Here is a 24,356-nt window from a genome sequence, read left to right as displayed (position 1 = left end):
AAGGTCGTGGGCGCTGGTGCCTCGTCCGGGAGCCTAGAGCAGCTGGACCAGCGTCCGGAGCACGGTAAAGCGCGCGGTCATCATCGCGATCACCGCCGCGATCAGCGGCAGCAGGGCGACCGCGGCCCAGTCCACGGGCGACAGCGCCAGGTCCGGCAGCAGGGTCACCTCGCTGGCGCCGAACTGGCGTCCGACCAGCAGCACGGTCGGCACCGCGAGGACCAAGCCCAGAAACCCGCCGCGCAGGCCGAGCTTGAAGGCGTAGCGCTGGAACTGCTGCGCCACGTAGTCGTCGTGCGCGCCGATCATGTGGAGCACCTCGATCACATGGCGGTGGATGGACAGCCCGGTGTTGGTCACGAAGACCACGGCCAGGACCGCGGAGAGGCCGACCAGCAGGACCACCACCGCGGCGACGATCTGGATCGAGCGGGTCAGGCCGAGCAGACGGGACAAGTAGGCCTGGTGGCTGTCGCTCTCAATCCCGGGCACCGCTTCGGACAGCCTGAGCTGCAGCGCGTCGAGATCCGGCGGCGCCGAGGGATCGAGTTGCACCGCGATCAGGTCCGGCAGCGGCAGGCCCTGCTCCAGCGCGCCTTCGCCGAGCCAGGGCACCAGCAGCTTGTTCATGTCCGCCGGGTCCATGACCACGGCCCCGGTGACGCCGGCGGTGCTGGTCAGGATGTCGATCGCCCGGTCCAGGCGCCGCTCCCGCTTCGTCGGCGCTTCGGTCGGCTCCGGCGGCGGGATCTGCAGGGTGAGCTGGCCGGCCAGGCCGCGGTCCCAGCGGTCGAGGATCTTGTTCATGGCGAGCGCGCTGACCAGCGACAGGGCGGCCAGGTAGACCATGAAGCCGATCAACCAGGGCAGGAAGCGTGCCGAGCCGTCACGGTCGAAGGGCACATCCAGGTGCGCCGAAGCCATTCAGCTTCCGCTCCCCCTGGCAAGGCTGAAGCTGCGCCGGTAGCCGGGCGCGACGTAGCGGACCTGGCCGTCCTGGAGCCGCAGGATGGGCTGGGCGAAGCGGGCGGCGAGGCCTTCGTTGTGGGTCGCGATGACCACCGTCGTGCCCATCTTGTTGAGTTCCTCGAAGAGATAGAGCAGGCGGACCGCGATGCGGTCGTCGACGTTGCCGGTCGGCTCGTCGGCGATCAGCAGGCTGGGCCGCCCGATGACCGCGCGGGCGATGGCGACGCGCTGCTGCTCGCCGCCCGACAGGGTCGGCGGCAGGGCCTGCAGTTGCTCGGCCAGTCCGACCCAGGCCAGAAGCTCAATGACGTGCTGCTGAACGCGCTCGTCGTGCTGGCCCGAGACGCGCAGGGGCAGGGCGACGTTCTCCATTGCGGAGAGGTGGTCGAGCAGGCGGAAATCCTGGAAGATCACGCCGATCCGGCGGCGCATGTTGGCGAGCTCGTTGCGGCTGAGCTCGGACACGCTGCGCCCGAAGAGGCTCACCCGCCCGAGGGTCGGCGACAGGGCCAAGTACATCAGCTTCAGCAAGGAGGACTTGCCGGCGCCGCTGGCTCCCAGAACGAAGTGAAAAGAGCCGGGCTCCAAATGAAACGTCGCGTCCTGAAAGACGAAAGGACCGGAGCCGTAGCGAAAACCGGCGTCTTCAAATCGGACCAAGAGACGTCTCCTCACGCGGGCGGCGCAGCATCGCACACCCCCCGCGCCGCCGTAAAGCGCGACGCGATAACATTCGACCCTCAGACCACCGCTTTCAGACTCGCCGTCAAATGTGTCAAGCTCAAGACGGACCGGCGGGCGATTCGCGTGCTGTCCGTTCGGATTCTCAAGCGAGACTCGGCAGGAACCTCTGCTGGCGGGCGTGGTTGGCCGGGGACGAGCGTGGAGGGGGGCATTTCGGGATCAAACTGGAAGCAAGGGCGCTTGCCGTGCAGCTGTCGTCTTGTCTACGAAGGTCAAGAATCCTATAAGATTAAGGATTTAGGCCACTTTGGCTGGCTGGCCGGATGATTCTGACTTGTCCTAGCTGTAGCGCCCGCTTCACGATCAACACGGAGTTGATTGGCCCGGCGGGACGCAAGGTCCGCTGTGGCAGCTGCGGCCATACATGGCGTCAGCTGCCCACCGTGGAGAACGATGCCCAGCCGCCGCCGCAGGGGCCGGTCGAGGTCGGCCCGGTCGAGGCGGAGCCCGAGTACAGCGAGCGCGATGCGATTCGAGGCGTGCGGCGGCGCAGCGCGGCGGCCCTGCGAAACCGCGCCCGACGCGGCAGCGGGGGCCGGGGCCGGCTGGTGGCCTGGGGAGCCTTCGCCGCGGTCGTGGTGATCCTGGTCGGAGCTCTTTGGCTCGGCCGCGAAGCGATCGTCGTCGCCCTGCCGGAGGCTGCGCGCTTCTACGAGCTCTTCGGGATCGGCGCCGAGGCGCCGGGCCAGGGGCTGGCCCTTCAGGACGTGACTTCGGTGCGACGCACCTTCGACGGCCAGCGCCGCCTGATCATCGAGGGCGTGGTCGCCAACGTCTCGGAAAGCGAGCGCCCGGTTCCGACCCTGCGCGCCAGCCTGCACGACGCTTCCGGCCAGGAGCTGGCGGCCTGGTACTTCTCGACCGACGTCAAGAACCTCTCGCCCGGCGAGCGGACCACCTTTTCCACCTTGGCCCAGAGTCCGCCGGACGGCGCGACCGAGCTCACGATCAATTTTGTTGCCGAGGCACCGCCAGACAAGCAATAGTAGTTTTTACTGATTCTAATTCACCCGAGGGCGGTACTTCATCGTAGGCTGATCAGAGTCACTCTCTCCGCGCCAGCTTAACGCGTGCTTAAGAAATTTGACTCAATCCTGCAGCGGCTGGGAAGCCCGGCAAATTTGGGAGGAAATTCACAGAGATATTCTGCTTTGGCGAGGCGCGGTGGTGCGCCGTCTAGGGCAGCGTCGCCCGGCGATCGGCCGGTATCGGAAGAGAAGTGCAGGTTCAATCGAGTCGAGTGTGGAGGCCCATGCCGCGGATCCTGATCGCGGAAGACGACCCTGCCGTGCGCCGCTTCGTCGCGCGGGCCTTGAACCATCGGGGCCATGAGGTCGTCGCGGTCGATGACGGTGTCGCGGCGCTCGAAGCCCTGAGCGATGGGGCCTTCGACCTCTTGCTCACCGATATCGTCATGCCGGGCCTGGACGGGATCGCCCTGGCGCTCAAGGCCGCCCGGGACCATCCGGACATGCGGATCCTGATGATGTCGGGCTTTTCCGCGGAGCGGCAGAAGGCGCACAACCTTGAGGAATTGATCCACCGGGTGATCCCGAAGCCCTTCACCCTCGCCGAGATCTGCCGGGTGGTCGACGAGACCCTGGCCTCCGGAAACCCACGGAGCTGATTCCGAAAACGCGCGAAGGCCTCCGGCCGGGACCTGCCCGAGTTCCAAGGCGTCTGATCGGGGAGTGCGTCAGTCGAAGCGCCGCAGCAGGCGGTCGATGTAGTCGCGCTCGAAGCGCGGCCGGCTGGGCTGGCCGGCCCGGCGCTGCAGTTCCTGCATGATCTCGCGGACCCGGCGCATCTCCATCTGATCGGGGATCTCGACCCCGCCCAGGTTGTCGAGGCCCTGGCCGGCCGGACTGCGCCCCAAGGGATCCCGGTCGGTGCCCGGCTGCCAGCCGAAGGCGCCGGCGCGCCCGCCGCTGCCCTGCCCCATCTGCTGCATCATCGCCTCGACCATGGACTGCATGCCCTGCTGCATCTGGTCGAGCGCCTCGCCCTGCGGGCCGGTCGCTTTGCCGGGCTCGCCCCGCTCCAGAGACTCGACCGCGCCGCGCATCGCCTGCTCGGCGTTGCCCAGCGGCTGGGGGATCTCGCCGAGGGCGTCGCCCAACTGGCGCATCATCTCGCCCAGGGCGCGGCGCAGGCTTTCCTGCCGCTGGGCATCGTTGCTGTTCTCCCGTCCCATGCGCTGCGGATCGAACTGCTCCTGGCGCTGCGCCCGGTCGAAGCTGCGGTCGAGCAGCTGCTGCTGCTCGTCGATCATCCGCTCCATCTCCTGCATCATCTGCATTGCCTGGCGGTTGGCGTCGTCCATCTGCTGGGCGAAGGGGTTGGCGCGCAGGTTCTCCAAGAGCTCGCGCAGCTGGGCCAGCATCTCGCGGGCGGCGTCCATCTGACCGGAGCGCGCCAGCTCCCGGGCGGCCTCGATCAGGCTCTGCAGGTCCTCGGAGCTGACCAGCTGGTCGGCGCTGTCCATCTCCGGAAGCTCGCCGCCGCGCTCGCCGAGGTCCTGCATGAGCTGCTCGCTCAGCTCGCTGAGAAAGCGGTCCATGGCCTGCTCGAGCTGGTTCAACAGCTCCTGGATCTCCTCGTCGGGGGCGCCTTCGGCCAGGGCTTTCTGTAGTTCTTCCTGGATCTCGCGCAGGTCCGCCTCGGCCAGGGCCAGCTCGCCCTCCTCGATCCTGAGGGCGGTGTCCCACATCAGCTTCTGGACTTCGGGCACCGCCTCGTCCGAAGGATCGAGCCCCAGGCGCCGCTCGGCAGAGCGAATCGCAAGGGCAACGACGAAGTCGTGGAAATAGTGATCCGGCCGCTCATAGAGTTCGCGCAGCACCTGGATCACCGGGAAGCGGCGCTCCGGCTCCAAAGTTAGCTGCTTGCGCAGCTCGACCAGGGCGCGCGCCACCGGATGATTGAAGATGCGCTCGGGCAGCACGGTGTGCACCGGGTCGCTGCGCCCGACCTGGCCCAGGGCGTCGCGGGCCAGGAGCTTGATCTCGACCTGCAGGCCGGCCCAGGGGTGCGGGGTCAGGTCGTGATAGCTGACGCTCTCGGCGGTCTTGAGGTGGGGTCCCGGCAGCGGGAGTTCGAGCACCAGCGGCTCGCTCTCGGGGTCGGCGTCGAGGCGCCGGATCTCGGCCGTGGTCGTCGCCAAGCCGTAGTCGTCGGCGGCGCCGAATTCCAGACGCAGGGCGTTGCGCTCGCGGCCGGCCGGCGGGCTCAGGAACTCGATCTCAGGCGGGTTGTCCGGCAGGATCTGGATCGGCCAGGCGGCCAGCGGCCGGCCGGCCTGCAGGATCTCGAGCCGCGCGCCGGCCGTGATCTCGCGGCTGATTCGGTAGGCGTCGCCGCCGAAGCTCTCGAAGGCGGTCTCCTCCTCGCCGAGGCGCAGGCTGGGCTGGCCGCGGCCGCCCTGGACCTGGGCCAGCAACTGGCTGCCGATCGGCACGGTGACCGTGGCCTTGGGCTCCTGGTCCCTGTCGAGCAGCAGCGGCGGCAGGCCGGTGTACTCCGGCGGTGTGATCCAGACGTCGAGCCCGCTGGCCAGGGCCGCTGCCGCGGCGGCCTGGGGCAGGAAGGCCCGGGCCAGCCGGTCCTGCCAGTCGTCGCGGCCGTCGATCGCCGCGACCACCAGCAGCAGGATCACAAGGACCCTGAGGCCCAGGGGATCGGCCTTGACCAGAGAGGCGCGCGGCAGGCCGAGCCGCAGCCTGGCGACCTGGGCCAGCAGGCGCCGGCGGTGTAGGTCCCACAAGGCCGAAGTGGCGGCATCGCGCGCGCCGGAGGCCAGGTGGTCCTCAAGGCCGGTCAGGGGCCGGTGGTCGAGGCCGCTGTCCCGTTCCACCCGGTGTCGGGCGGCCGCCAGGGCCGGCCAGCGCAGCCGGTGCAGGGCCCGCCAAAGGACGAAGGCCGCCGCACCGAGGAAGCCCGTGAGCACCAGACCGTGGGCCCAGGCTGGCAAGGCCGGCAGGAAATCGAGCAGGGCCAGGGCCAGGAACAGGCCGGCCAGGCCGGCGAGGGGCCAGAGCCTGGGCCACAGCGTCTCCCAAAACAGCACGGCCTGGGCGGTGCGAAGCCGGGCCGCCAGCAGCGGCGGGCCGTCGTCGGAAGCGGAGCCGGCAGGCTTCCGCGGGGCCTTCGATCGGGCCTTGAACAGCGTCACGTCAGGCCACTCCTCGCAATACGCCGGGGCGATTCGTCCAGCCAGTCCGGCATCCGATCTTGGCCGATAAGGACCTCATGATCCAGCCTGGGCCGGACCACTGCAAAACGATCGCCGTGCACCAATACCTCCGGAGCCGGTAACCTCGCATTATAACTTGACGACATTACGGCACTATAGGCGCCGGCTGAACAAATCGTGAGCAGGTCGCCGGCGGCCAGCGGCGGCAGGGCGCGCGCCCGGGCGAAGGTGTCGGTGGTCTCACAGATCGGCCCAACGATGTCGACCGGCAGCGGTTCAGTCCCGGCGGCCGCCTCGCGCGCCGGCAGGATCTCGTGCCAGGCCTCGTAGAGCATCGGCCGGATCAGGTCGTTCATCGCCGCATCGACGATGGCGTAGCGCCGGCTCGAGCCCTCCTTAAGATAGATGACCCGGGTCAGCAGGACCCCGGCGTTGCCGACCAGCATGCGTCCGGGCTCGAAGATCAGCTCGGCGTCGAGGCCCGCGGTCGCCTCGCGCACGATACCGGCATAGGCGCGCAGGTCCGGGCGCTCCTCGCTGCGGTAGACGATGCCCAGGCCGCCGCCGAGGTCGAGCCGGCGCAGGGGATAGCCCGCGGCCTGGAATTCGCCGTAGAGCGCCGCCAGCCGGGCGAAGGCCGCGCGGTAGGGCGCGAGGTCGAGCAGCTGGGAGCCGATGTGGACCGCGATGCCCTGCAGCGAGATCCCGGCCAGGTCGCGCGCCCGGGCGAAGATCGCCGGCGCCTGGCCGATGTCGATGCCGAATTTGTGGTCGGCGCGGCCGGTCGAGATGTGGGCGTGGGTCCCGGCGTCGACGTCCGGATTGATGCGCAGCGCGACCGGGGCCGGGCGGCCCGTCTCCAGCGCGATGCGGTTGAGCAGCTCGAGCTCCGGCAGGGACTCGACGTTGAACTGCAGGATGCCTCGGTCCAGGGCGAAGGCGAGCTCGTCCGCCGTCTTGCCGACTCCGGCGAAGACGATCTTCTCGGCCGGGATCCCGGCCGCCAGGGCCCGGCGCAGTTCGCCCTCGGAGACCACGTCGGCACCGGCGCCGAGCCGGCCCAGGGTAGCGATCAGCGCCAGGTTGCCGTTGGCCTTGACCGCGTAGCAGATGGTCGCCGGCAGGTCGCCGAGAGCCCCCGCGAAGTCGCGGTAGGCGCCTTCGACCGCGGCCGAGCTGTAGACGTAGGCCGGCGTGCCCACGGCGGCCGCGATCTCCTCCAGTGGCACGGCCTCGGCGCAGAGCGCGCCGTCACGATAGGCGAAGGCGGTCATTCCGGTGTTTCCGGATCTGCCGGCGTTGGCGTCGTTGACGGCAGCGGCGTCGGCGCCGGCTCGAAGGTCCGGGTTTGGATCCGCCTTCTCTCGGTGGGCAGGAACTGCAGGTCCTCTGCGGGCGGCGTCGACAGGGTGGCCGGCTCCGGCTCGACCCCGGCGTCGGCATCGACCGCTTCGGGCAGGACATAGCGCGGCGCCGGATACGTCCGGGGGAAGGTGGTGCCTTCCGGCGGGATCGTGCCGCCGCGCTTGCCGCAGGCAGCCAGCGCAACCAGCAGGCCCAACAGGCCCGCCGTCAGGAGGGCGCGCGACGGGCTCACAGGAAGCGCTCCCGCGCGGCCCGGGCCGCAGCGCGAACGTTTCCGGGCGCAGTGCCTCCGAAGGACCTGCGGCTGGCCACCGCCTTCTCGACGCTCAAGACCTCGAAAACCTCCCCGGTTATGCGCGGCTCGATCCCTTGCAGACTGTCGAGCGGCAGCGCGGCGATGTCGCAGCCCTGCGCTTCGGCCGCCTTGACGATGGCGCCAGTGACGTGATGGGCCTCACGGAACGGAAGGCCCAGCGCCCGGACCAGCCAGTCGGCCAGGTCCGTGGCGGTGATATAGCCCTTGGCGGTCGCCGCCGCCAGATTGTTACGCTCCGGCTTCATGTCGCGGATCATCCCGGCGGTCGCGGCCACCGCCAGCTCCAGGGTGTCGGCGGCGTCGAAGACCGGCTCTTTGTCCTCCTGCATGTCCTTGCCGTAGGACAGCGGCAGTCCCTTCATCACCGTGACCAGGGCGACCAGGGCGCCGACCACCCGGCCGGCCTTGCCGCGGATCAGCTCGGCGGCGTCCGGGTTCTTCTTCTGCGGCATGATCGAGCTGCCGGTGGTGAAGGCGTCGGACAGGGCGACGAAGCGGAAGCCCTCGCTGCACCACAGGACCAGCTCTTCGCAGAGGCGCGAGAGGTGCATGGCGAGGATCGCTCCGGCGGCCAGGAACTCCAACGCGAAGTCGCGGTCCGAGACGGCGTCGATCGAGTTCGCGCAGGGCCGCTCGAAGCCCAGGGCGGCGGCGGTCGCGTGCCGGTCGATGGGGAAGGAGGTGCCGGCCAGCGCCGCCGCGCCCAGCGGGCATTCGTTCAGGCGCTTGCGGGCGTCGGCCAGGCGGCCGCGGTCGCGGCCCAGCATCTCGACGTAGGCCAGCAGGTGGTGGCCCAGGGTGACGGGCTGCGCGGCCTGGAGATGGGTGTAGCCGGGCATCACCGTGGCCGCCTCGGCCTCGGCGTGGTCGATCAGGGCGGACTGCAGGACCTTGAGGCCGTCGTCGAGCCGGTCCAAGGCGTCGCGCAGCCAGAGCCGGAAGTCGGTGGCGACCTGGTCGTTGCGCGAGCGCGCGGTGTGCAGGCGGCCGGCCGCCTCGCCGATCAGCTCCTTGAGCCGGGCCTCCACGTTCATGTGGATGTCTTCCAGCGCTGACGAAAACGTGAAGCGGCCGTCCTCGATCTCCTGGCGGATGGTGTCTAGACCGGCCAGTATCGCCGCCCCATCTTCCTCGGAGACGATGCCCCGGGCCGCCAGCATGCGGCAGTGGGCCTTGGAGGCCTCGATGTCCTGGGCGTAGAGTCGCCGGTCGAAGTCGATGGAGGCGTTGATCCGCTCCATCACGGCGTCCGGGCCCAGGGCGAAGCGGCCGCCCCACAGGGGGTTCGGGGCGGCGTCCCGCGCGCCCGGGGTGGCGCCGCTTGCGGCTGATGTCGGCTTCGCCTTTGCGGTCATAGGAGGCCAGGATCCAGAATGCGCAACGTCATGACAAAAAACACCCTCCCGGCGGGCCTCGCCCTCGCGCTGGTCCTCTCGGCCGCGATCCTTCTGACCGCGGGCTTCGAAAGGATCCGCGCGGAGGAGACGCCCCCGCTCGAGGGCTTGCTCGCGGATAATTTTATACTCTTGGAGCAACCCGCACCAGCGCCGCAGGACGCGGTCGTAACCGACGCCTTCGGCGGCGAGGTCGGCCTGGCGGACTTCCGGGGCCGGGTCGTGCTGGTCAACTTCTGGGCCACCTGGTGCGCGCCCTGCGTGCGCGAGATGCCCTCCCTCGACCGGCTGCAGGCCAAGCTCGGCCCCGAGGGGCTGCTGGTCATGGCGGTCTCCCAGGACCGCAAGGGGCTGGCCGCGGCCGAGCCCTTCTACCGGGAGCGGGGTCTCGACAACCTGGAGATTTTCCTCGACCCCAAGGGCGACTTTGCCCGTGCCATGGGCGTCGGCGGCCTGCCGACCTCGATGCTGATCGACGACCGCGGCCGGGTTCTGGGCGGGATCGAAGGCCCGCTCGAATGGGACGGGCCCGAGGCGGTCGAGCTGATCCGCTTCTACCTGGTCCGGCGCGAGAACGCGGGGCTGCCGGGCGCAACGGATGAAGGGTGAGACACTTCCCCTCACCCAGCTTCGGCTAAGCTCGGCTCACGCCTCGCCAAGCCTGCGCAACCCTCTCCCCAGGGGAGAGGGTGGGAGCGGCGAAAGCCGCGAGCGGGTGAGGGGCGTCACCGTCCGAGTGACAGGCCGCTCAGCGGGTTGGGACCGGAGTGTCGCCGCTGTAGTCGTAGAAGCCGCGGCCGGACTTGCGGCCGACCCAGCCGGCCTCGACGTACTTCACCAGGAGCGGGCAGGGCCGGTACTTGGAATCGGCCAAGCCATCATAGAGCACGTGCATGACCGCCAGACAGGTGTCGAGGCCGATGAAGTCGGCCAGCTCCAGCGGGCCCATCGGGTGCCGGGCGCCCAGCTTCATCGCGGTGTCGATCGCCTCGACCGAGCCGACGCCCTCATAGAGGGTGTAGACCGCCTCGTTGATCATCGGCAGCAGGATGCGGTTGACGATGAAGGCCGGGAAGTCCTCGGCTGAAGCCGGAGTCTTGCCGAGGCGCAGCGCCATCTCGCGGACCGCGGTGAAGGTCTCCTCCTCGGTCGCGATGCCGCGGATCAGCTCGATCAGCTCCATCACCGGCACCGGGTTCATGAAGTGCATGCCGATGAAGCGGCCCGGCCTGTCGGTGATCGCGGCCAGGCGGGTGATCGAGATCGACGAGGTGTTGGTCGCAATCACCGTGTCGGGGCGGACGCTGGCGCAGAGGTCCTTGAGGATGGTGCGCTTGATCTCCTCGTTCTCCACCGCGCACTCGATCACGATGTCGCAATCGCCGAAGATGTCGTAGCTCGTGCCGGTCTTGATCCGGCCCAGGGCCGCGGCCTTGTCGTCCTTGGTGATCTTGCCGCTGCCGACTTGGCGCTCCATGTTGCGGTCGATGCTGGCCAGCGCCTTGTCGAGCTGTTCCTCGCTGAGGTCGGACAGGCAGACGTCGTAGCCGGCCAGCGCGCAGACGTGGACGATGCCGCTGCCCATCTGGCCGGCACCGATGACGCCGACGGTCCGGAACTCGGGCACCGGCGACAGGTTTTCGCTTTCGGCTGTGTTTGTCATGGCAGTCCGATCATCCCTTTCGCGCCTCTGCGGCCGGCCCGGAGGGGGCCAGCCTGCGGCCCCGTCAGGCCCCCAGCTTGTCCAGCTCCTGCTCCAGCTCCGGAACCGCCTGGAAGAGGTCGGCGACCAGGCCGTAGTCGGCGACCTGGAAGATCGGCGCCTCCTCGTCCTTGTTGATCGCGACGATCACCTTGGAGTCCTTCATGCCGGCCAGGTGCTGGATCGCGCCGGAAATGCCGATCGCGACATAGAGGTCCGGGGCCACGACCTTGCCGGTTTGGCCGACCTGGTAGTCGTTGGGCACGAAGCCGGCGTCGACCGCGGCGCGCGAGGCGCCGACCGCGGCGCCCAGCTTGTCGGCGATCTTCTCCAGCATAGCGAAGTTGTCGCCGCTCTGCATGCCGCGGCCGCCGGAGATGACGATCCGCGCCGAGGTTAGCTCCGGCCGTTCGGACTTGGTCAGCTCCTGGCCGACGAAGCTGGCGAGGCCGCTGTCGCCGGTCGCCTCGACGGCCTCGACCGTGCCCGCGCCGCCCTCGGCGGCGGCGGCGTCGAAGGCGGTCGAGCGGACCGTGATCACCTTGATCGCGTCGCCCGACTGAACGGTCGCCAGGGCGTTGCCGGCATAGATCGGGCGCACGAAGGTGTCCGGGCCCTCGACGCCGCTGATGTCGGAAATCTGCTGGACGTCGAGCAGCGCGGCCGCCCGCGGCATGACGTTCTTGCCGAAAGTCGTCGCCGGCGCCAGGACGTGGCCGTAGCCCTCGGCCAGCTTGGCGACCAGCGGTGCCAGGTTCTCGGCCAGCTGGTGCTCGTAGGCATCGGCCTCAGCGTGCAGGGCCTTGGCGACGCCGGCCACCTTGGCGGCGGCCTCGGCGACACCGGCGCAGCCCTTGCCGGCGACCAGGACGTGGATCTCGCCGCCCAGCGCGCCCGCCGCCGTCACGGTGTGCAGGGTCGAGGGCTTGAGCTCGGCGTTGTCGTGCTCGGCAATGACCAGGATGCTCATCAGATCACCTTCGCTTCGTTCTTCAGCTTGTCGACCAGCTCGGTGACGGAACCCACCTTTACCCCGGCCTCGCGGGCCGGCGGCTCGACCACCTTGAGGACCTGGACGCGCGGCGTGACGTCGACGCCGAGGTCGGCCGGCGACAGGGTTTCGATGGGCTTCTTCTTGGCCTTCATGATGTTGGGCAGCGAGGCGTAGCGCGGCTCGTTGAGCCGGAGGTCGACGCTGACCACCGCCGGCAGCTTGAGGTCGAGAGTCTCGAGACCGCCGTCGACCTCTCGCGTGACCTTGAGGCTGCCGTCCGCCTTTTCGACCTTGGAGGCGAAGGTGCCCTGGGACCAGCCGAGCAGGGCGGCCAGCATCTGGCCGGTCTGATTGTTGTCGCCGTCGATGGCCTGCTTGCCGAGCAGGACAATCTCCGGGCCCTCGCGCTCGACCACCGCCTTCAGGAGCTTGGCCACGGCCAGGGGCTCCAGCGGGGTATCGCTCTCGACCAGGATGCCGCGGTCGCCGCCCATCGCCAGGCCTGTGCGGATGGTCTCCTGGGACTGGGCCGTGCCGGCGGAAAAGATGATGACCTCACTGGCGACGCCGGCCTCCTTCATGCGGATCGCCTCTTCGACCGCGATCTCGCAGAAGGGGTTCATCGCCATCTTGACGTTCTGCGTTTCGACCCCGGTCTGGTCCGGCTTGACCCGGATTTTCACGTTGTAGTCGATGACCCGCTTGACGGGTACGAGTAGCTTCATCGCCCAGCCTGCCCCGATTGGCTAAATTCGTTGGAACCGAATGACGAGGGAGAGTCGGCACGGCCCGCAAGGCCGCAGCGTCCCTTGGTTTTTCGCAGTCGCACAATAGACTTAAGGGAAAGCGGCTGTCAATTCTCGCCGGAGCGGCGTAACGGCCTGCGATTCAGCGATTTTTCCCGGGTATCCACAGGACATCGGCGGCTCCGAGGTCGTTCTCGTGCCGCGACAGGACGAAGAGCAGGTCGGACAGGCGGTTGATGTAGCGCAGGGCCTCCGGGTTGACGGTCTCGACCGCCGCCAGGGCGGTCATCTCGCGCTCGGCGCGCCGGGTTACGGTGCGGGCCAGGTGCAGGTAGGCGGCCGCCGGCCGGCCGCCCGGCAGCACGAAGGAGGTCAGCGGCTCGAGGTCGACGTTGAGCCGGTCGATCTCCTGCTCCAGGCGCTCGACCTGTTCCGCGGTCATGCGCAGCGGCGGATGCTTCGGATTCTCCTGCTCGGGCGTGCAGAGGTCGCTGCCCAGGTCGAAGAGGTCGTTCTGGACCCGCGCCAGGGTCTCGTCGGCGTCGTCGGCAGTGTGGAGGCGGGCCAGGCCGATGGCGGCGTTGGCCTCGTCGACCGTGCCGTAGGCGGCGACCCGCAGGTCGTGCTTGGCGACGCGCGCGCCGCTGCCCAGCGAGGTCTCGCCCCCGTCGCCTCCGCGGGTGTAGATACGCGTCAGCCGCACCATGCCGAGCCTCCCCTTGCCAATACCGCCGCAACGCCGCGCTGGCGCCGTTCGGTCGGCGGCCGAGCGTTACGCGGCGATACTGGCCCCGCGCCCTGCGGTTCGGCAAGGGGCTTGCCCAAAGGCGCGCAGGGACGGAGGGAGGGAGTGCCTCAGCCCTGACCGAGGCCGGCGCCTTCCGTCAGCTTCGACCTGTGCCGAAGGTCAGTGGTTGGCCGGGGGTCCAGGCGGCCTGTAGCGAAGGAAGCGTTGCTGCTGCCATCCGGGGCTCAGCGGTCGCCGGAGCTGGCGCTGAAAGGCCTGGTCTTCCGCTTCGCTGTGGCGGCGGAAGGAGTTTTCGATCTCGGCGAGGTTGCTGCGCCAGACAGCGTTCCAGTAGTTCATCAGGGTCAACACAGCTGAGCCCTCCTTTGCGGCTCCCTATTGCGACCTTGAACTGCCTTCCTCCGCTGTTTTTTTTGCCACCTCCGATGCGCCCGCTTCGCGGGTCCTTGATGGAGTGCGGCTATTTGGTCGTCGTTGCGCGGCTCGCCGGCGGCTTCGCCGCAGTCCGGGGCCGCTTCGCCGCCGTGCTGCGCACCGAGGTCTTGGCCGCCGTCCCGCGGGCCGGGGTCTTGGCCGCGCTGGTTCGGGCCGGCGCTTTCTTGGCCGGCGCTTTCTTGGCGGGCGCTCTCTTCACCGGCGCTTTCCTGGCCGAGGCCTTGGCCGCCGTCCTGGCGCCACGCAGTGCCGCCACCTCCTTCTTGAGGTCGGCCACGCTGGCCTGCAGGCGCGTGACCTGCTTGCTGAGCTTGGCGACGGCCGCCTTGCTCTTGTCCTTCTTGGCGTCTTTGCCCTTCTTGGCCATGGGCGCGGTCCTTTCCCGGCTCCGTCCTGGACAGAATCTTGTGGCGCACTCAGTGCGCTTCTGCTGTACTTTATGCGCACCCGGTGCGTCATTGCAAGGGGTAAAAGCGCACAGCGTGCACATCTCTGTATTTGGCTCAGGGTCATGCAGGAGGCGTGGCGGTGACGCGCAAAGACAAGAAATATAGGGCGAAGGCCGGCGAGCTGGACCTGGTGATGGAGCCCGGCTCCTTCCGGATCTGGCGCAAGTCGCTCGGTCTGTCGCAGAAGGAGGCGGCCGAGGCGCTGGGCCTGAAGCGCCGGGTCGTTCAGTACTACGAGAAGGGCGAACGTGACGGCGAGCCGGTGACGATCCCCAAGACCGTGCGCCTGGCCTGCTTCGCGCTGAGCGAGGGCTGCGAGGACTACGCCGGGCCGAGCGACTGAAGGCCTTCCGGCCGCAGGGGCCGGCTCATTCCTTGATCATCATGGCGATGGCGAAGAGGACCAAGGCGATGCACTGGGCGACGACGCGCAGGCGCATCAGGCGGTTGGAGTGCTTGCGGTTGAAGTCGCCGCCGCGGGCCATGGCGAGGATCCCGGTCACCAGGACGCCGAGGGTGATCATTGCGGCGACGATGACCAGCGTGAAGAAGAGGGCTTTCATGGTACCAACCTAGGGCATTATCCGATCAGATGGAATCGCTCTGCGATCCATCTGGTCGGATGTAATGCCCGAACTTCAAGGTATTAGCGCACTACTCCCGGCCAGACGCGAATGCGTCTGATCGGGAAGTGCGCTAGCCCCGCCGGGGCCGCTTCGGCCAGGGGCGAGCTTGCCTTCATGGGCGCCGCACGTCTTGACTTCGCGCTTGAAGGGGGACACGACCAAAGCCTCGCTCGCGATTCGACGCAGGGATGACCATGCCCGCCCATGCCCTGACCGCGATCGGCTTCGACGCCGACGACACGCTCTGGCAGAACGAGCAGTACTACCGCCTGACCGAGGCGCGTTTCACCGCGCTGCTGGCCGATCACGCCGAGCCGGACCATCTTTCGGAGCGGCTGCTCGAGGCCGAGAAGCGCAACCTCGGCCACTATGGCTTCGGTATCAAGGGCTTCACCCTGTCGATGATCGAGACGGCGATCGAGGTCACCGGAGGCCGGGTGCCGGCCACGGCGATTGCCCAGATCCTGGACGCCGGCCGCGAGCTGCTGCGCCATCCCATCGAGGTCCTGCCGCATGCCCGGGAAACGCTCGAGGGCCTGGCCGGGCGCTACCGGATCGTCCTGATCACCAAGGGCGACCTCTTCGACCAGGAGCGCAAGCTCGCGCAATCCGGGCTGGGCGAGCTCTTCGACGCGGTCGAGATCGTCAGCGACAAGACCGCCGAAACCTACCGGCAGGCCTTCAGCCGCCACGGCGACGGGCCGGCACGCAGCATGATGGTCGGCAACTCGCTCAAGTCCGACGTCCTGCCGGCACTGGCGGCGGGCGCCTGGGGCGTCCACGTGCCCCACGAGCTGACCTGGGCGGTCGAGCAGGCGCCGCCGCCGGCCGAGGCCGCGCGCTTCCGGAAGGTGACGCACCTGGGCGAGCTGCCGGAGCTGATCGAGAAGGTGGGGTGAGGGCAAGGGACGCTGTCGGATCGGAGGGACCAATCCCTCACCCGGCTCCGGCTAAGGCTCGGCCATAGGCCTCGCCGAGCCTCCACATCCCTCTCCCCGTGGAGAGGGTGGGAGCGGCGCAAGCCGCGAGCGGGTGAGGGGCGTCACGCCGGCAGCGGCATGTGGACCAGCTCGAACTTCAGGCCGTCGGGGTCGGCGAAGAAGACGGCGTAGTAGCCCGGCGTGTAGTCGTACTCGGCCGGCGGGTCGAGCACGGTGGCGCCGATCTCCTGCAGCCGCGCATGGAGCGCGTCGACCTGCGCCCGGCTCTCGGCCCAGAAGGCGAAGTGGTGGAAGCCCGGGGCGTAGCGCGCGTGCGGCCGGTCCTTGAGGTCGTCGGCCGCCTGGAAGAGGTTGACCGCTGCGGCCGCCGTCTCGGAGAACCACAGGGTCATGCCCTCGACGTCCTCGACCTTGGCGTAGCCGAGGAACTCCAGCACCGGCTTGTAGAAGCCCTCCTCGGCGGCCTTGAGGTCGCTCAGGGTCAGGGCCAGGTGGTTCATCGCGCCCAAAGCCATGGTTCGCGTCTCCCTCGTCGCAATTGGTCACCCAGACTACCTTGATAGGGCCCCGGCGCGGCGCGGGCGAGCCGCAATCTCGGCGCCTGCTGACGGCCTCCTGTCAGCAGCGGCCACCTTGCCGCCATATTCCTCTGCTGGCATCGAAACCGTGGCGGCACCACCGATAGGCCCGGGCCCGCCCGGGACCCGAGGACAAGCACAGACGGGACCGCCATGCGCCGCCTCGCCAGCCCCTGCCTCCTCCTGCTCTGCCTCGCCCTGGCCGCCTGCGGCGGGCCGCCGCCGGTCAAGCCGGGCAACCCCTTGATCGGCGCCTGGCAGCTGAACAACGCGCCGGGGGTCGGCTCGCGCAGCTTCCGCAAGATCGTGTTCCAGCCCGACGCGATCCTGGTCGACGGGCGCCGGCGGATCGGGGTGCGGCACTACCAGATCACCGCGACCAAGGTGCAGTTCCGCACCGCGGACGGCCAGGACCACGTCTTCCGGGTGATCCACGGCGACCTGATCTGCCGGGAGCCGCCGCCGGAAGAGATCTATCGGAACTTCCCGGGCTTCGAGAAGGACCGCAGGGGCCAGGAGCCCTGCTACCGCCGCGACTTCGCCCGCGATCAGCTCGATCAGTCTGCGCTCTTGCGGTAAAGCTCGGCGGCCTTCTCAACGACGAGGCGCGGGCTGGCGAGCACGGGAATGCCGAGGTCGGTGAGGTCCTCGACGGCCTCGGCCATGGAGGCCTGAGCGAGGACCACCGTGTCGAAGCCGCCGGCGCCATTGCCGACCGCCCTGCCGACCGCGTCCCGCACCGCCTCGGCGATCTGCCGACGGTAGGCCTCCTGATCGCCGGATTCGTAGGCCTCCCAGGCTTCGGGCAGGCTCAGGACCTCGAGGTCGACCTCGCGTCCGGCCCGCGACGCGGCGTCCTTCAGCAGGGCCTGGGTCGGCGCCAGGGTGGTCTCCAGCGCGGCGACCACCAGGAGCCGGCCGCCGGCGGCGACGGCGGCCTCGGCCAGGGGCCGGTCGACCCGCAGCACCGGGACCGCGATCTCCGCCGCGGCGGCCTCGACCGCCGGGCCCAGGGTCGAGCAGGTGCAAAGCACCAGCCTGGCGCCCTGACCGGCCAGCTCCTGCAGGGAACCCGCGGTCTCGGCGGCGATCTCCGGGGTCACCTCGCCGGCGAGCTGGGCCCGCAGCAGCAGGTCCTCGCGGACCAGGTGGTTCAGCATGGCCTCGGGCAGGATCTCCTCGAAGAGCTCGGCGAAGGCGCCGACGTGGGCCTCGCCGGTGTGCAGCAGGGCGAGGTGCGGCACCCGCCTCAGCTCCGGCGGGCCAGGGCCAGGCCGAGGCCGGTGCCGATCAGCAGCGTGCCGGTGATGCCGTGACGGATCCGGGCCCGCTTCGGGTCCAGCAGGCGGTCGCGCAGGCGCCCGGCCAGTAGGGCGTAGAGCCCGTCGAAGGTGGTCGCGATCACGATGAAGCCGATCGACATGGCCAGGAGCTGCGGCCCGGCAGCCAGGCTGGGGTCGAGGAACTGCGGGAAGAAGGCGGCGTAGAACAGGATGGTCTTGGGGTTGGTGATCGCGATCACTGCGCTGTACCAGAACACGCCGCGCGGTCTGGGCACGGCCGGCAGGCTTTCCTCGCGTCCAGCTTCGATCGCCCGGCGCCATTCCTTGATGCCGAGCCAGAGCAGGTAGGCGACGCCGAGCCAGCGGACCCAGGTCAGCACGTCGGCGGCCAAGGCCAGCAGGGTGGTCAGGCCCAAGGCGCCTGCCGCGACCAGCACCGCGTTGCCGGTGCTGGCGCCGGCCACGGTCGCCAGCCCGGTGCGCTGGCCGTGGGCCAGGGAGTTCGCCACCACCAGGGTGACGATCGGCCCCGGCATCAGGATCAGGACCGTGGTGGCCAGGAGGTAGCCGATGAAGAGTTCCGGGTTCAGCATGGATCGCGCTCGCAGGTTCGATGGCTCGGCTCGAAGGGCTATCGAGCCCGCTCCGCCGAGCCCTGGCAAGGCCCTTCTGGGGTCCTGTGCTCCGGGCGGGAGCCTGGGTCGCGATTTCCGCACTGGTCGGCGGGCCGCGCCTGGCTCAGACTGACCGCCTTCAACGACTTCGAGTGGAGGGCGCCATGGCCGGAGGCAAGGAACACCGCTACGAGGCCAAGGTCGTCTGGACCGGCGCCGCCGAGGGGCCGACCCGCGACTACAAGAGCTATTCCCGGGCGCACCGAATCGAGATCGCCGGCAAGCCGCCGATCGAGGGCTCCTCGGATCCTGCCTTCCTGGGCGATCCGAGCCGGCACAATCCCGAGGATCTGCTGGTGGTCTCGCTCTCGGCCTGCCACATGCTCTGGTACCTCCACCTCTGCGCGGTCAAGGGCGTGGTGGTGACCGCCTACGAGGACGCTGCCGAAGGCACCATGGTCGAGGCGCCGGGCAACGGCCGCATGACCGAGGTGGTCCTGCACCCGCGGGTCACCATCACCGCCGAGAGCGACCCGGAGGCGGCCCGCAGCCTGCACGAGCGCGCCCACCACGAGTGCTACATCGCCAACTCGATGAACTTCCCGGTGCGCTGCGAGCCCGAGATCGTGGTCGAGACGGTGATGGTGGCGTAGACCCGGTCCTATGCTCGGCGCCATTGCCGGCGACGTCATCGGCTCGGTCTACGAGCACAGGCAGGTCAAGGTGACGGACTTCCCGCTGTTCAGCGAGGGCTCGCGCTTCACCGACGATTCCGTACTGACCGCCGCCGTCGCCGACGCCCTGCTGCAGGGCCGGCCCTACGCTGAGAACCTGCGGGTCTTCTACTGCCACTATCCCGGGGCCGGCTACGGCTACCTCTTCGGCGCCTGGGGCCGGGGCGAGATCGCCGAGCCCTACCAGAGCTTCGGCAACGGCTCGGCAATGCGGGTGAGCCCGGTCGCCTACGTCCACGACGACCTCGACGCGGTCCTGGCCGAGGCCGAGGCCAGCGCCGTGGTGACCCACGACCATCCCGACGGCGTTGCCGGCGCCAAGGCGGTGGCGGCAGCGATCTTCCTCGCCCGCAGCGGCGCGGACAAGGCGGCGATCAAGGCCTATCTCGACGCGCACTTCGCCTACGACCTGGACCGCCGCCTCGACGACCTCCGGCCGGACTACCGCTTCGATGCGACCTGCCCCGGCTCGGTCGGGGAGGCGATCCTCGCCTTCCTGGAATCGACCGACTTCGAGTCCGCGGTCCGCCTCGCGGTCTCCCTCGGCGGCGACGCCGACACCCAGGCCGCCATCGCCGGGTCCATCGCCGAGGCCTACTACCAGGGCGTTCCCGCAGAGATCGAGGCGGAGATCTTCGCGCGCCTCGACGGCCGCTTGGCCGGCATCACGCGGGACTTCCGGGAACGGTACTTGGCGGGGGGCTATCGGCTGGCATAGGCGGGCGGCCTGAAGCTGGCCGGAGGTAGAGCTGTTCAGTTCTTCTTCGCTGCCATGCCCGGACTTGATCCGGGCATCCATCGTGCAGCGGCTCAATGGATTGCCGGGTCAAGCCCGGCAATGACAGTTGGGGGTTGCACCAGCGTTCTCTGATGAGGCCACTATGACGCCATCGGCCGGCTTCGCCAGGCGCGCGCGACCTCGTCGAAGAGGGCGGCGTTGGGGCAGAAGACCCGGGCCGCGTCGTCGCGGACGCCCCACTTGAGCAGGCGCGCGCAGCGGCGGACGTTCGGGCAGTCGGCGCAGAGCGAATCGGCCTCGCGCAGTTGCGGCCAGAAGGCCTCGGCCGCCAGCGCGCGGTCGACCCCGAAGCGGGCCATCATCGCGGCCAGGCGCTTGCGGTGCCGGGCGTTGCCCTTGAAGGCGGTGAAGAGGTCGCCGCGGCCCATCCGGGCGGCCGACAAGGCGCGGTCGAGGGCCTGGTCAGAGGAGCGCGAGAGGCGGCGGCGCAGGGGCTTGGCGGTGTTCCAGCGCACCAGGGTCACCTCGGCGCGGCGGTAGCGACGGGCGAGGCGCCGGGTCAGGCGGTTGAGCATCGTGACCTCCTCGTCTCGGCGTGAAGGGCTCAAACAACTGCCGTTGGCGAAGTCCATAGACCGCTAAAGGTTATTCTGTCAACGATGATGCGAAGCCAAGGAGAGCGGCGCTAGTTTCGCCCCGGCGTCAGCAGGCCGCGGGCGATGACCTGGGCCTGGATCTCGGCGGCGCCCTCGAAGATGTTGAGGATGCGGGCGTCGCAGAGGACGCGGCTGATCCTGTACTCTTCCGCGTAGCCGTTGCCGCCGTGGACCTGGAGCGCGTTGTCGGCGTTGGACCAGGCGACCCGGGCGGCGAGCAGCTTGGCCATGCCGGCCTCGATGTCGCAGCGCCGCTCTGAATCCTTCTCGCGGGCGGCGAAGTAGGTGAGCTGGCGGGCGAGCATGGTCTCGACCGCCATCCAGGCGAGCTTGCCGGCGACCCGCGGGAAGGCGACGATGGCCTTGCCGAACTGCTGGCGCTCGCGGGCGTAGGCCAGGCCCAGCTCGAGGGCGTTCTGGGCGACGCCGACGGCGCGCGCGGCGGTCTGGATGCGCGCCGACTCGAAGGTCGCCATGAGCTGCTTGAAGCCCTGACCCTCGATCCCGCCCAGCAGGTTCTCGGCCGCGACCTCGAAGCCGTCGAAGCCGATCTCGTATTCCTTCATGCCGCGATAGCCCAGGACCTTGATCTCGCCGCCGGTCATGCCCGCGGCCGGGAAGGGCTCGGCGTCCGTGCCGCGCGGCTTCTCCGCCAGGAACATGGAGAGGCCGCGGTAGCCCTTTTCGTCGGGATCGGTGCGGGCGAGCAGGGTCATCACGTCGCTGCGCGCGGCGTGGGTGATCCAGGTCTTGTTGCCGGTGATCCGATACACGTCACCGTCCCGCAGGGCGCGGGTGCGCAGGGCGCCGAGGTCGGAGCCGGTGTTGGGCTCGGTGAAGACGGCGGTCGGCAGGACCTCGCCCGAGGCGATGCGCGGCAGCCAATGCTGCTTCTGCGCTTCGGTGCCGCCGAGGCGGATCAGCTCGGCGGCGATCTCGGAGCGGGTCCCCAGCGAGCCCAGGCCGATGTAGCCGCGCGACAGCTCCTCGGTGACCACGCACATCGCGGTCTTGCCCAGGCCCAGGCCGCCGAAGTCCTCGGGCACGGTGAGGCCGAAGATGCCGAGCTCGGCCAGCTCCCCGAAAACCTCGAGCGGGATCAGCACGTCCTTCAGGTGCCAGTCGTGGGCCGCCTCGGCGTGCTCGTCGGCGAACTTGCGGAACTGGTCGCGGATCATGTCCAGGGTCTCGTCGCCCAGGGCGAGGGCGCCGAAGTCGCCGGAGTCGAAGCCCTCGGCGATCAACTCGGCGAGCCGCTGGCGCACGCCCGCGGTGTTGCCGGCCGCGATCAGCCGCTGCACCGCCGGGGTCCGGAAGGCCTCCAGTGCCTCTTCGGGGAGGCCCATGTCGCCCGGCCGCACGACCTCGACCTGGCTGAGCGCGATGCCGCCCTGAAGCTGGTTCAGGTACTCGCCGTAGGCGGCCTGCAAGATGAGGCGCTCGAGCTCGCGCAAGGTCCCCTCGGCCTCCAGGCGCTCGGCCCAGCGGAGGAGCTCGCGCAGGCTGACCACGTAGGTCGCCAGCCAGGCATAGCCGTGGGCGGCGAACTGCTCGCGCTCCAGCAGGGCCGCGTCGACCTTGCCGCCGGGGGCGACCCGCCCGCCGACGGCGCGCTTGGCCGCGGCCTCCAGCGCCTCGGCCTCGACGCGGGCGGCCCGGCAAAGCTCGAGCAGGTCGGGGAGGAGGAGAGTGTCCGTGGCGGCTTCGGAAGCGGCGGGCTGGCTCATTTCTTCGAGAATCCCAAAACTTTCTTGGACCAGCTTGTCACCCCCGCACCCTACCCTCTCCCCCTTCGAGGGGGAGATAAGGAGCGGCGGCCTCTCGACCCTCTCCTTCCGGGAGAGGGTGCGAGCGTCGCGAGCGGGTGAGGGGTCACCCCTCGATGGCGTCTTCCAGGGTACGCATGCCCGGGCGCTTGGCCTGGACCAGGACGGCCATGTTGCCGGGCTTGTGCTCGTTCCTCATCATCTTCATGTGGGCGCGCGGGATGTCGTGCCAGGACAAGACCTCGGACATGCAGGGGTCGATGCGGCGCTCGATGACCAGGGTGTTGGCCTGGGCGGCCTGCTGCAGGTTGGCGAAGTGGCTGCCCTGGATCCGCTTCTGGCGCATCCAGACGAAGCGCGCGTCCATGGTCAGGTTGTAGCCCGTGGTGCCGGCGCAGAAGACCACCATGCCGCCGCGCTTGACCACGAAGCAGGAGACCGGGAAGGTGTGCTCACCCGGGTGCTCGAAGACGAAGTCGACGTCGTTGCCCTTGCCGGTGATCGCCCAGATCGCCTTGCCGAACTTGCGGCACTCCTTCATGTACTCGCCGTAGCCGCCCTGGTCGTTGACCTCGGGCAGGCGGCCCCAGCAGTTGAAGTCCTTGCGGTTGATCACGCCCTTGGCGCCGAGCTGCAGGACGAAGTCGCGCTTGTCGTCGTCGGAGATGACGCCGATGGCGTTGGCGCCGGCGGTGGCGATGAGCTGGACCGCCATGGTGCCGAGGCCGCCCGAGCCGCCCCAGACCAGGACGTTGTGGCCGGGCCGCAGGATGTGCGGGCGATGGCCGAAGAGCATGCGGTAGGCGGTCGCCAGGGTCAGGACGTAGCAGCCGCTCTCCTCCCAGGTCAGGTGCCGGGGGCGCGGCATGAGCTGGCGGTCCTGGACCCGGCAGAACTGGGCGAAGGAGCCGTCCGGGGTCTCGTAGCCCCAGATCCGCTGGGAGGGCGAGAACATCGGATCGCCGCCGTTGCACTCCTCGTCGTCGCCGTCGTCCTGGTTGCAGTGCACCACGACCTCGTCGCCGACCTTGACCCGCTTCACCTTGGAGCCGACCGCCCAGACGATGCCGGAGGCATCCGAGCCAGCGACGTGGAAGTCGGCCTTGTGCACGTCGAAGGGCGAGATCGGCAGGCCGAGCGAGGCCCAGACGCCGTTGTAGTTGACCCCCGCGGCCATGACCATGACCAGCACGTCGTGGCTGTCCAGCTGCGGCGTGTCGACCACCTCGACCTGCATGGCGTCCTTGGGCTCGCCGTGGCGCTCGCGCCGGATCGCCCAGGCGTACATCTGCTTCGGCACGTGGCCCAGCGGCGGGATCTCGCCAACCTCGTAGAGGTCTTTCTTGGCCTGGCCGGCGGTCAGCTCGATGATCTCGGCGGTGTTGTCGTTCATCCCCGTTCCCTTCTCTTGGCGCCGCTCGGCCCCTCTGCTGTGGCGGGCCGCTGAAGCTCGGCGGGTGATCCCGAAACGCGGCCGGTGTCCGGCTCGGCCGGCCGGGCCCCCGCCACCCCGAATGGCGACATTGGGCCTTGCCCGCCGTTGCGTTTTGCTTGACTCTTAGCCCCTGGAAAGCTTTTTTGCAACGCACAATGTTTCAGCTTATTGCGATAATGGGCCCTAGAAAGAAACAAAGTTGCGATATACGTTAAGTTGGCGAAACATGGTTGTTTTTTTGAGGTGACGCATGGCCGAGGTAAGCAAGGCAGGACGCCCTGAGGCGCCCGGGAATGCTGCAACGCGGCGGGATCGGCCCTGGCTGATTCGGACCTACGCGGGGCATTCGACCGCGGCGGCCTCCAACGCGCTCTACCGCCAGAACCTGGCGCGCGGCCAGACCGGGCTGTCGGTGGCCTTCGACTTGCCGACCCAGACCGGCTACGACTCGGACCACGAGCTGGCCCGCGGCGAGGTCGGCAAGGTCGGCGTGCCGGTCGGGCACCTGGGCGACCTGCGCCAGCTCTTCGAGGGCATCCCGCTGGAGCGGATGAACACCTCGATGACCATCAACGCGACGGCGCCCTGGCTGCTGGCGCTCTACGTCGCCTGCGCCGAGCGGCAGGGCGTGGCCCGGGACGCGCTCTCGGGCACGACCCAGAACGACATCCTGAAGGAGTACCTCTCGCGCGGCACCTACGTCTTCCCGCCGCAGCCCTCGATGAAGCTGACCACCGACGTCATCGCCTTCACCTACCGCGAAATCCCCAAGTGGAACCCGGTCAACGTCTGCTCCTATCACCTGCAAGAGGCGGGCGCGACGCCGGTTCAGGAGCTGGCCTTTGCGCTGGCCAACGCCCAGGCGATCCTGGACGCGGTGCGCGCCGCCGGCCAGGTTCCGCCCGAGGACTTCCCCAAGGTGGTCGGGCG

28 protein-coding genes are annotated in these 24,356 nt (G+C 69.3%); 9 read left to right on the top strand and 19 right to left on the bottom strand.

What is annotated here, in order from left to right:
- Window positions 1-33 precede the first annotated feature (33 nt).
- Both QNJ30_21845 and ftsE read right to left on the bottom strand, forming a co-directional pair.
- Window positions 34-924, bottom strand: a complete 891-nt coding sequence (locus QNJ30_21845; protein MDJ0946099.1) for a cell division protein — start codon at window positions 922-924, stop codon at window positions 34-36.
- Complete coding sequence (gene ftsE / locus QNJ30_21840; GenBank protein ID MDJ0946098.1) at window positions 925-1,629, bottom strand: cell division ATP-binding protein FtsE; 705 nt, start codon at window positions 1,627-1,629, stop codon at window positions 925-927.
- A gap of 467 nt (window positions 1,630-2,096) precedes the next feature.
- On the opposite strand from ftsE, the gene QNJ30_21835 reads away from it, so the two are divergent.
- Both QNJ30_21835 and QNJ30_21830 read left to right on the top strand, forming a co-directional pair.
- Window positions 2,097-2,699, top strand: a complete 603-nt coding sequence (locus tag QNJ30_21835) for a DUF3426 domain-containing protein (protein ID MDJ0946097.1) — start codon at window positions 2,097-2,099, stop codon at window positions 2,697-2,699.
- Between the two features lie 266 nt (window positions 2,700-2,965).
- A complete protein-coding gene (locus QNJ30_21830) occupies window positions 2,966-3,340 on the top strand; it encodes a response regulator (GenBank protein ID MDJ0946096.1) in 375 nt (124 codons plus the stop codon).
- A 69-nt stretch (window positions 3,341-3,409) separates the two neighbouring features.
- Here the strand turns inward: QNJ30_21830 and QNJ30_21825 are convergent, their stop codons facing one another.
- The 4 genes from QNJ30_21825 to argH are packed head-to-tail and all read right to left on the bottom strand — an operon-like array spanning window position 3,410 to window position 8,941.
- On the bottom strand, window positions 3,410-5,884 hold the full coding sequence (locus QNJ30_21825; protein MDJ0946095.1) for a DUF4175 domain-containing protein: 2,475 nt from the start codon (window positions 5,882-5,884) through the stop codon (window positions 3,410-3,412).
- On the bottom strand, window positions 5,881-7,179 hold the full coding sequence (lysA, locus tag QNJ30_21820; protein ID MDJ0946094.1) for a diaminopimelate decarboxylase: 1,299 nt from the start codon (window positions 7,177-7,179) through the stop codon (window positions 5,881-5,883). Before lysA ends, QNJ30_21825 begins: the two co-directional genes overlap by 4 nt.
- Window positions 7,176-7,502 (bottom strand): hypothetical protein, encoded by a 327-nt coding sequence (locus QNJ30_21815; protein ID MDJ0946093.1) that lies wholly within the window; start codon window positions 7,500-7,502, stop codon window positions 7,176-7,178. The genes lysA and QNJ30_21815 overlap by 4 nt, the downstream gene beginning before the upstream one ends.
- Complete coding sequence (gene argH / locus QNJ30_21810; protein MDJ0946092.1) at window positions 7,499-8,941, bottom strand: argininosuccinate lyase; 1,443 nt, start codon at window positions 8,939-8,941, stop codon at window positions 7,499-7,501. Before argH ends, QNJ30_21815 begins: the two co-directional genes overlap by 4 nt.
- Window positions 8,942-8,971: 30 nt before the next feature.
- On the opposite strand from argH, the gene QNJ30_21805 reads away from it, so the two are divergent.
- The gene (locus QNJ30_21805) at window positions 8,972-9,589 is read left to right on the top strand and encodes a TlpA disulfide reductase family protein (GenBank protein ID MDJ0946091.1); all 618 of its coding nucleotides are present in this window, start codon (window positions 8,972-8,974) and stop codon (window positions 9,587-9,589) included.
- Window positions 9,590-9,728: 139 nt separating this feature from the next.
- Here QNJ30_21805 and QNJ30_21800 read toward each other — a convergent pair whose 3' ends face one another.
- The 6 genes from QNJ30_21800 to QNJ30_21775 form a co-directional block, all read right to left on the bottom strand.
- Window positions 9,729-10,607: a 3-hydroxybutyryl-CoA dehydrogenase gene (locus tag QNJ30_21800; protein MDJ0946090.1), complete on the bottom strand. Its 879-nt coding sequence runs from the start codon at window positions 10,605-10,607 to the stop codon at window positions 9,729-9,731.
- A 100-nt stretch (window positions 10,608-10,707) separates the two neighbouring features.
- A complete protein-coding gene (locus QNJ30_21795) occupies window positions 10,708-11,652 on the bottom strand; it encodes an FAD-binding protein (GenBank protein MDJ0946089.1) in 945 nt (314 codons plus the stop codon).
- A complete protein-coding gene (locus QNJ30_21790; protein MDJ0946088.1) occupies window positions 11,652-12,401 on the bottom strand; it encodes an electron transfer flavoprotein subunit beta/FixA family protein in 750 nt (249 codons plus the stop codon). The genes QNJ30_21795 and QNJ30_21790 overlap by 1 nt, the downstream gene beginning before the upstream one ends.
- A gap of 163 nt (window positions 12,402-12,564) precedes the next feature.
- On the bottom strand, window positions 12,565-13,128 hold the full coding sequence (locus QNJ30_21785) for a cob(I)yrinic acid a,c-diamide adenosyltransferase (protein ID MDJ0946087.1): 564 nt from the start codon (window positions 13,126-13,128) through the stop codon (window positions 12,565-12,567).
- A gap of 201 nt (window positions 13,129-13,329) precedes the next feature.
- Window positions 13,330-13,518, bottom strand: coding sequence for a hypothetical protein (locus QNJ30_21780; protein ID MDJ0946086.1), 189 nt, complete (start codon window positions 13,516-13,518; stop codon window positions 13,330-13,332).
- Between the two features lie 112 nt (window positions 13,519-13,630).
- Window positions 13,631-13,972 (bottom strand): hypothetical protein, encoded by a 342-nt coding sequence (locus QNJ30_21775; GenBank protein MDJ0946085.1) that lies wholly within the window; start codon window positions 13,970-13,972, stop codon window positions 13,631-13,633.
- Between the two features lie 161 nt (window positions 13,973-14,133).
- Here QNJ30_21775 and QNJ30_21770 point away from each other — a divergent pair, with 161 nt between their 5' ends.
- Entirely contained in the window at window positions 14,134-14,397 is a 264-nt protein-coding gene (locus QNJ30_21770) for a helix-turn-helix transcriptional regulator (GenBank protein ID MDJ0946084.1), read from the top strand.
- A gap of 25 nt (window positions 14,398-14,422) precedes the next feature.
- Here the strand turns inward: QNJ30_21770 and QNJ30_21765 are convergent, their stop codons facing one another.
- Window positions 14,423-14,617 carry a twin transmembrane helix small protein gene (locus QNJ30_21765; GenBank protein ID MDJ0946083.1) on the bottom strand — a complete coding sequence of 65 codons (195 nt, stop codon included), beginning with the start codon at window positions 14,615-14,617 and terminating at the stop codon, window positions 14,423-14,425.
- 257 nt (window positions 14,618-14,874) lie between these two features.
- On the opposite strand from QNJ30_21765, the gene QNJ30_21760 reads away from it, so the two are divergent.
- Entirely contained in the window at window positions 14,875-15,579 is a 705-nt protein-coding gene (locus QNJ30_21760; GenBank protein ID MDJ0946082.1) for an HAD family hydrolase, read from the top strand.
- A 143-nt stretch (window positions 15,580-15,722) separates the two neighbouring features.
- On the opposite strand, the gene QNJ30_21755 is transcribed toward QNJ30_21760, so the two are convergent.
- Window positions 15,723-16,136: a VOC family protein gene (locus QNJ30_21755; protein ID MDJ0946081.1), complete on the bottom strand. Its 414-nt coding sequence runs from the start codon at window positions 16,134-16,136 to the stop codon at window positions 15,723-15,725.
- 216 nt (window positions 16,137-16,352) lie between these two features.
- On the opposite strand from QNJ30_21755, the gene QNJ30_21750 reads away from it, so the two are divergent.
- On the top strand, window positions 16,353-16,778 hold the full coding sequence (locus QNJ30_21750) for a hypothetical protein (GenBank protein ID MDJ0946080.1): 426 nt from the start codon (window positions 16,353-16,355) through the stop codon (window positions 16,776-16,778).
- Here QNJ30_21750 and QNJ30_21745 read toward each other — a convergent pair.
- Together QNJ30_21745 and QNJ30_21740 are read right to left on the bottom strand one after the other, a co-directional pair.
- The gene (locus QNJ30_21745) at window positions 16,757-17,443 is read right to left on the bottom strand and encodes an aspartate/glutamate racemase family protein (protein MDJ0946079.1); all 687 of its coding nucleotides are present in this window, start codon (window positions 17,441-17,443) and stop codon (window positions 16,757-16,759) included. The two genes, QNJ30_21750 and QNJ30_21745, sit on opposite strands and share 22 nt — an antisense overlap.
- A gap of 5 nt (window positions 17,444-17,448) precedes the next feature.
- On the bottom strand, window positions 17,449-18,075 hold the full coding sequence (locus tag QNJ30_21740; protein MDJ0946078.1) for a LysE family translocator: 627 nt from the start codon (window positions 18,073-18,075) through the stop codon (window positions 17,449-17,451).
- A gap of 185 nt (window positions 18,076-18,260) precedes the next feature.
- Between QNJ30_21740 and QNJ30_21735 the strand changes: the two genes are divergently transcribed.
- Window positions 18,261-18,749 carry an OsmC family protein gene (locus QNJ30_21735; protein MDJ0946077.1) on the top strand — a complete coding sequence of 163 codons (489 nt, stop codon included), beginning with the start codon at window positions 18,261-18,263 and terminating at the stop codon, window positions 18,747-18,749.
- A gap of 10 nt (window positions 18,750-18,759) precedes the next feature.
- Window positions 18,760-19,548, top strand: a complete 789-nt coding sequence (locus tag QNJ30_21730) for an ADP-ribosylglycohydrolase family protein (GenBank protein MDJ0946076.1) — start codon at window positions 18,760-18,762, stop codon at window positions 19,546-19,548.
- Window positions 19,549-19,709: 161 nt separating this feature from the next.
- On the opposite strand, the gene QNJ30_21725 is transcribed toward QNJ30_21730, so the two are convergent.
- The 3 genes from QNJ30_21725 to ccrA form a co-directional block, all read right to left on the bottom strand.
- On the bottom strand, window positions 19,710-20,144 hold the full coding sequence (locus QNJ30_21725) for a DUF6455 family protein (GenBank protein MDJ0946075.1): 435 nt from the start codon (window positions 20,142-20,144) through the stop codon (window positions 19,710-19,712).
- A 110-nt stretch (window positions 20,145-20,254) separates the two neighbouring features.
- On the bottom strand, window positions 20,255-21,952 hold the full coding sequence (locus QNJ30_21720) for an acyl-CoA dehydrogenase family protein (protein MDJ0946074.1): 1,698 nt from the start codon (window positions 21,950-21,952) through the stop codon (window positions 20,255-20,257).
- 145 nt (window positions 21,953-22,097) lie between these two features.
- Window positions 22,098-23,384: a crotonyl-CoA carboxylase/reductase gene (ccrA, locus tag QNJ30_21715; GenBank protein ID MDJ0946073.1), complete on the bottom strand. Its 1,287-nt coding sequence runs from the start codon at window positions 23,382-23,384 to the stop codon at window positions 22,098-22,100.
- Between the two features lie 292 nt (window positions 23,385-23,676).
- Here ccrA and QNJ30_21710 point away from each other — a divergent pair.
- Window positions 23,677-24,356 (top strand): methylmalonyl-CoA mutase family protein (locus QNJ30_21710; protein MDJ0946072.1); only part of this gene is annotated, 680 nt, incomplete at its 3' end.

This window comes from Kiloniellales bacterium (assembly GCA_030066685.1).
Classification (GTDB): Bacteria; Pseudomonadota; Alphaproteobacteria; order Kiloniellales; family JAKSBE01; genus JAKSBE01.
This window is presented reverse-complemented; position numbering and strand designations above follow the sequence as displayed.

What these genes read in the sequence shown, in the direction of transcription:
- QNJ30_21830 (MDJ0946096.1), top strand. Translation starts at nt 2,966, where the DNA reads ATGCCGCGGATCCTGATCGCGGAAGACGACCCTGCCGTGCGCCGCTTC.
- QNJ30_21785 (MDJ0946087.1), bottom strand. Translation starts at nt 13,128, where the DNA reads ATGGTGCGGCTGACGCGTATCTACACCCGCGGAGGCGACGGGGGCGAG.
- QNJ30_21805 (MDJ0946091.1), top strand. Translation starts at nt 8,972, where the DNA reads ATGACAAAAAACACCCTCCCGGCGGGCCTCGCCCTCGCGCTGGTCCTC.
- QNJ30_21750 (MDJ0946080.1), top strand. Translation starts at nt 16,353, where the DNA reads ATGCGCCGCCTCGCCAGCCCCTGCCTCCTCCTGCTCTGCCTCGCCCTG.
- lysA (MDJ0946094.1), bottom strand. Translation starts at nt 7,179, where the DNA reads ATGACCGCCTTCGCCTATCGTGACGGCGCGCTCTGCGCCGAGGCCGTG.
- QNJ30_21760 (MDJ0946082.1), top strand. Translation starts at nt 14,875, where the DNA reads ATGCCCGCCCATGCCCTGACCGCGATCGGCTTCGACGCCGACGACACG.
- QNJ30_21725 (MDJ0946075.1), bottom strand. Translation starts at nt 20,144, where the DNA reads ATGCTCAACCGCCTGACCCGGCGCCTCGCCCGTCGCTACCGCCGCGCC.
- QNJ30_21720 (MDJ0946074.1), bottom strand. Translation starts at nt 21,952, where the DNA reads ATGAGCCAGCCCGCCGCTTCCGAAGCCGCCACGGACACTCTCCTCCTC.
- QNJ30_21790 (MDJ0946088.1), bottom strand. Translation starts at nt 12,401, where the DNA reads ATGAAGCTACTCGTACCCGTCAAGCGGGTCATCGACTACAACGTGAAA.
- QNJ30_21765 (MDJ0946083.1), bottom strand. Translation starts at nt 14,617, where the DNA reads ATGAAAGCCCTCTTCTTCACGCTGGTCATCGTCGCCGCAATGATCACC.
- QNJ30_21740 (MDJ0946078.1), bottom strand. Translation starts at nt 18,075, where the DNA reads ATGCTGAACCCGGAACTCTTCATCGGCTACCTCCTGGCCACCACGGTC.
- QNJ30_21730 (MDJ0946076.1), top strand. Translation starts at nt 18,760, where the DNA reads ATGCTCGGCGCCATTGCCGGCGACGTCATCGGCTCGGTCTACGAGCAC.
- argH (MDJ0946092.1), bottom strand. Translation starts at nt 8,941, where the DNA reads ATGACCGCAAAGGCGAAGCCGACATCAGCCGCAAGCGGCGCCACCCCG.
- QNJ30_21735 (MDJ0946077.1), top strand. Translation starts at nt 18,261, where the DNA reads ATGGCCGGAGGCAAGGAACACCGCTACGAGGCCAAGGTCGTCTGGACC.
- ccrA (MDJ0946073.1), bottom strand. Translation starts at nt 23,384, where the DNA reads ATGAACGACAACACCGCCGAGATCATCGAGCTGACCGCCGGCCAGGCC.
- QNJ30_21775 (MDJ0946085.1), bottom strand. Translation starts at nt 13,972, where the DNA reads ATGGCCAAGAAGGGCAAAGACGCCAAGAAGGACAAGAGCAAGGCGGCC.
- QNJ30_21755 (MDJ0946081.1), bottom strand. Translation starts at nt 16,136, where the DNA reads ATGGCTTTGGGCGCGATGAACCACCTGGCCCTGACCCTGAGCGACCTC.
- QNJ30_21795 (MDJ0946089.1), bottom strand. Translation starts at nt 11,652, where the DNA reads ATGAGCATCCTGGTCATTGCCGAGCACGACAACGCCGAGCTCAAGCCC.
- QNJ30_21845 (MDJ0946099.1), bottom strand. Translation starts at nt 924, where the DNA reads ATGGCTTCGGCGCACCTGGATGTGCCCTTCGACCGTGACGGCTCGGCA.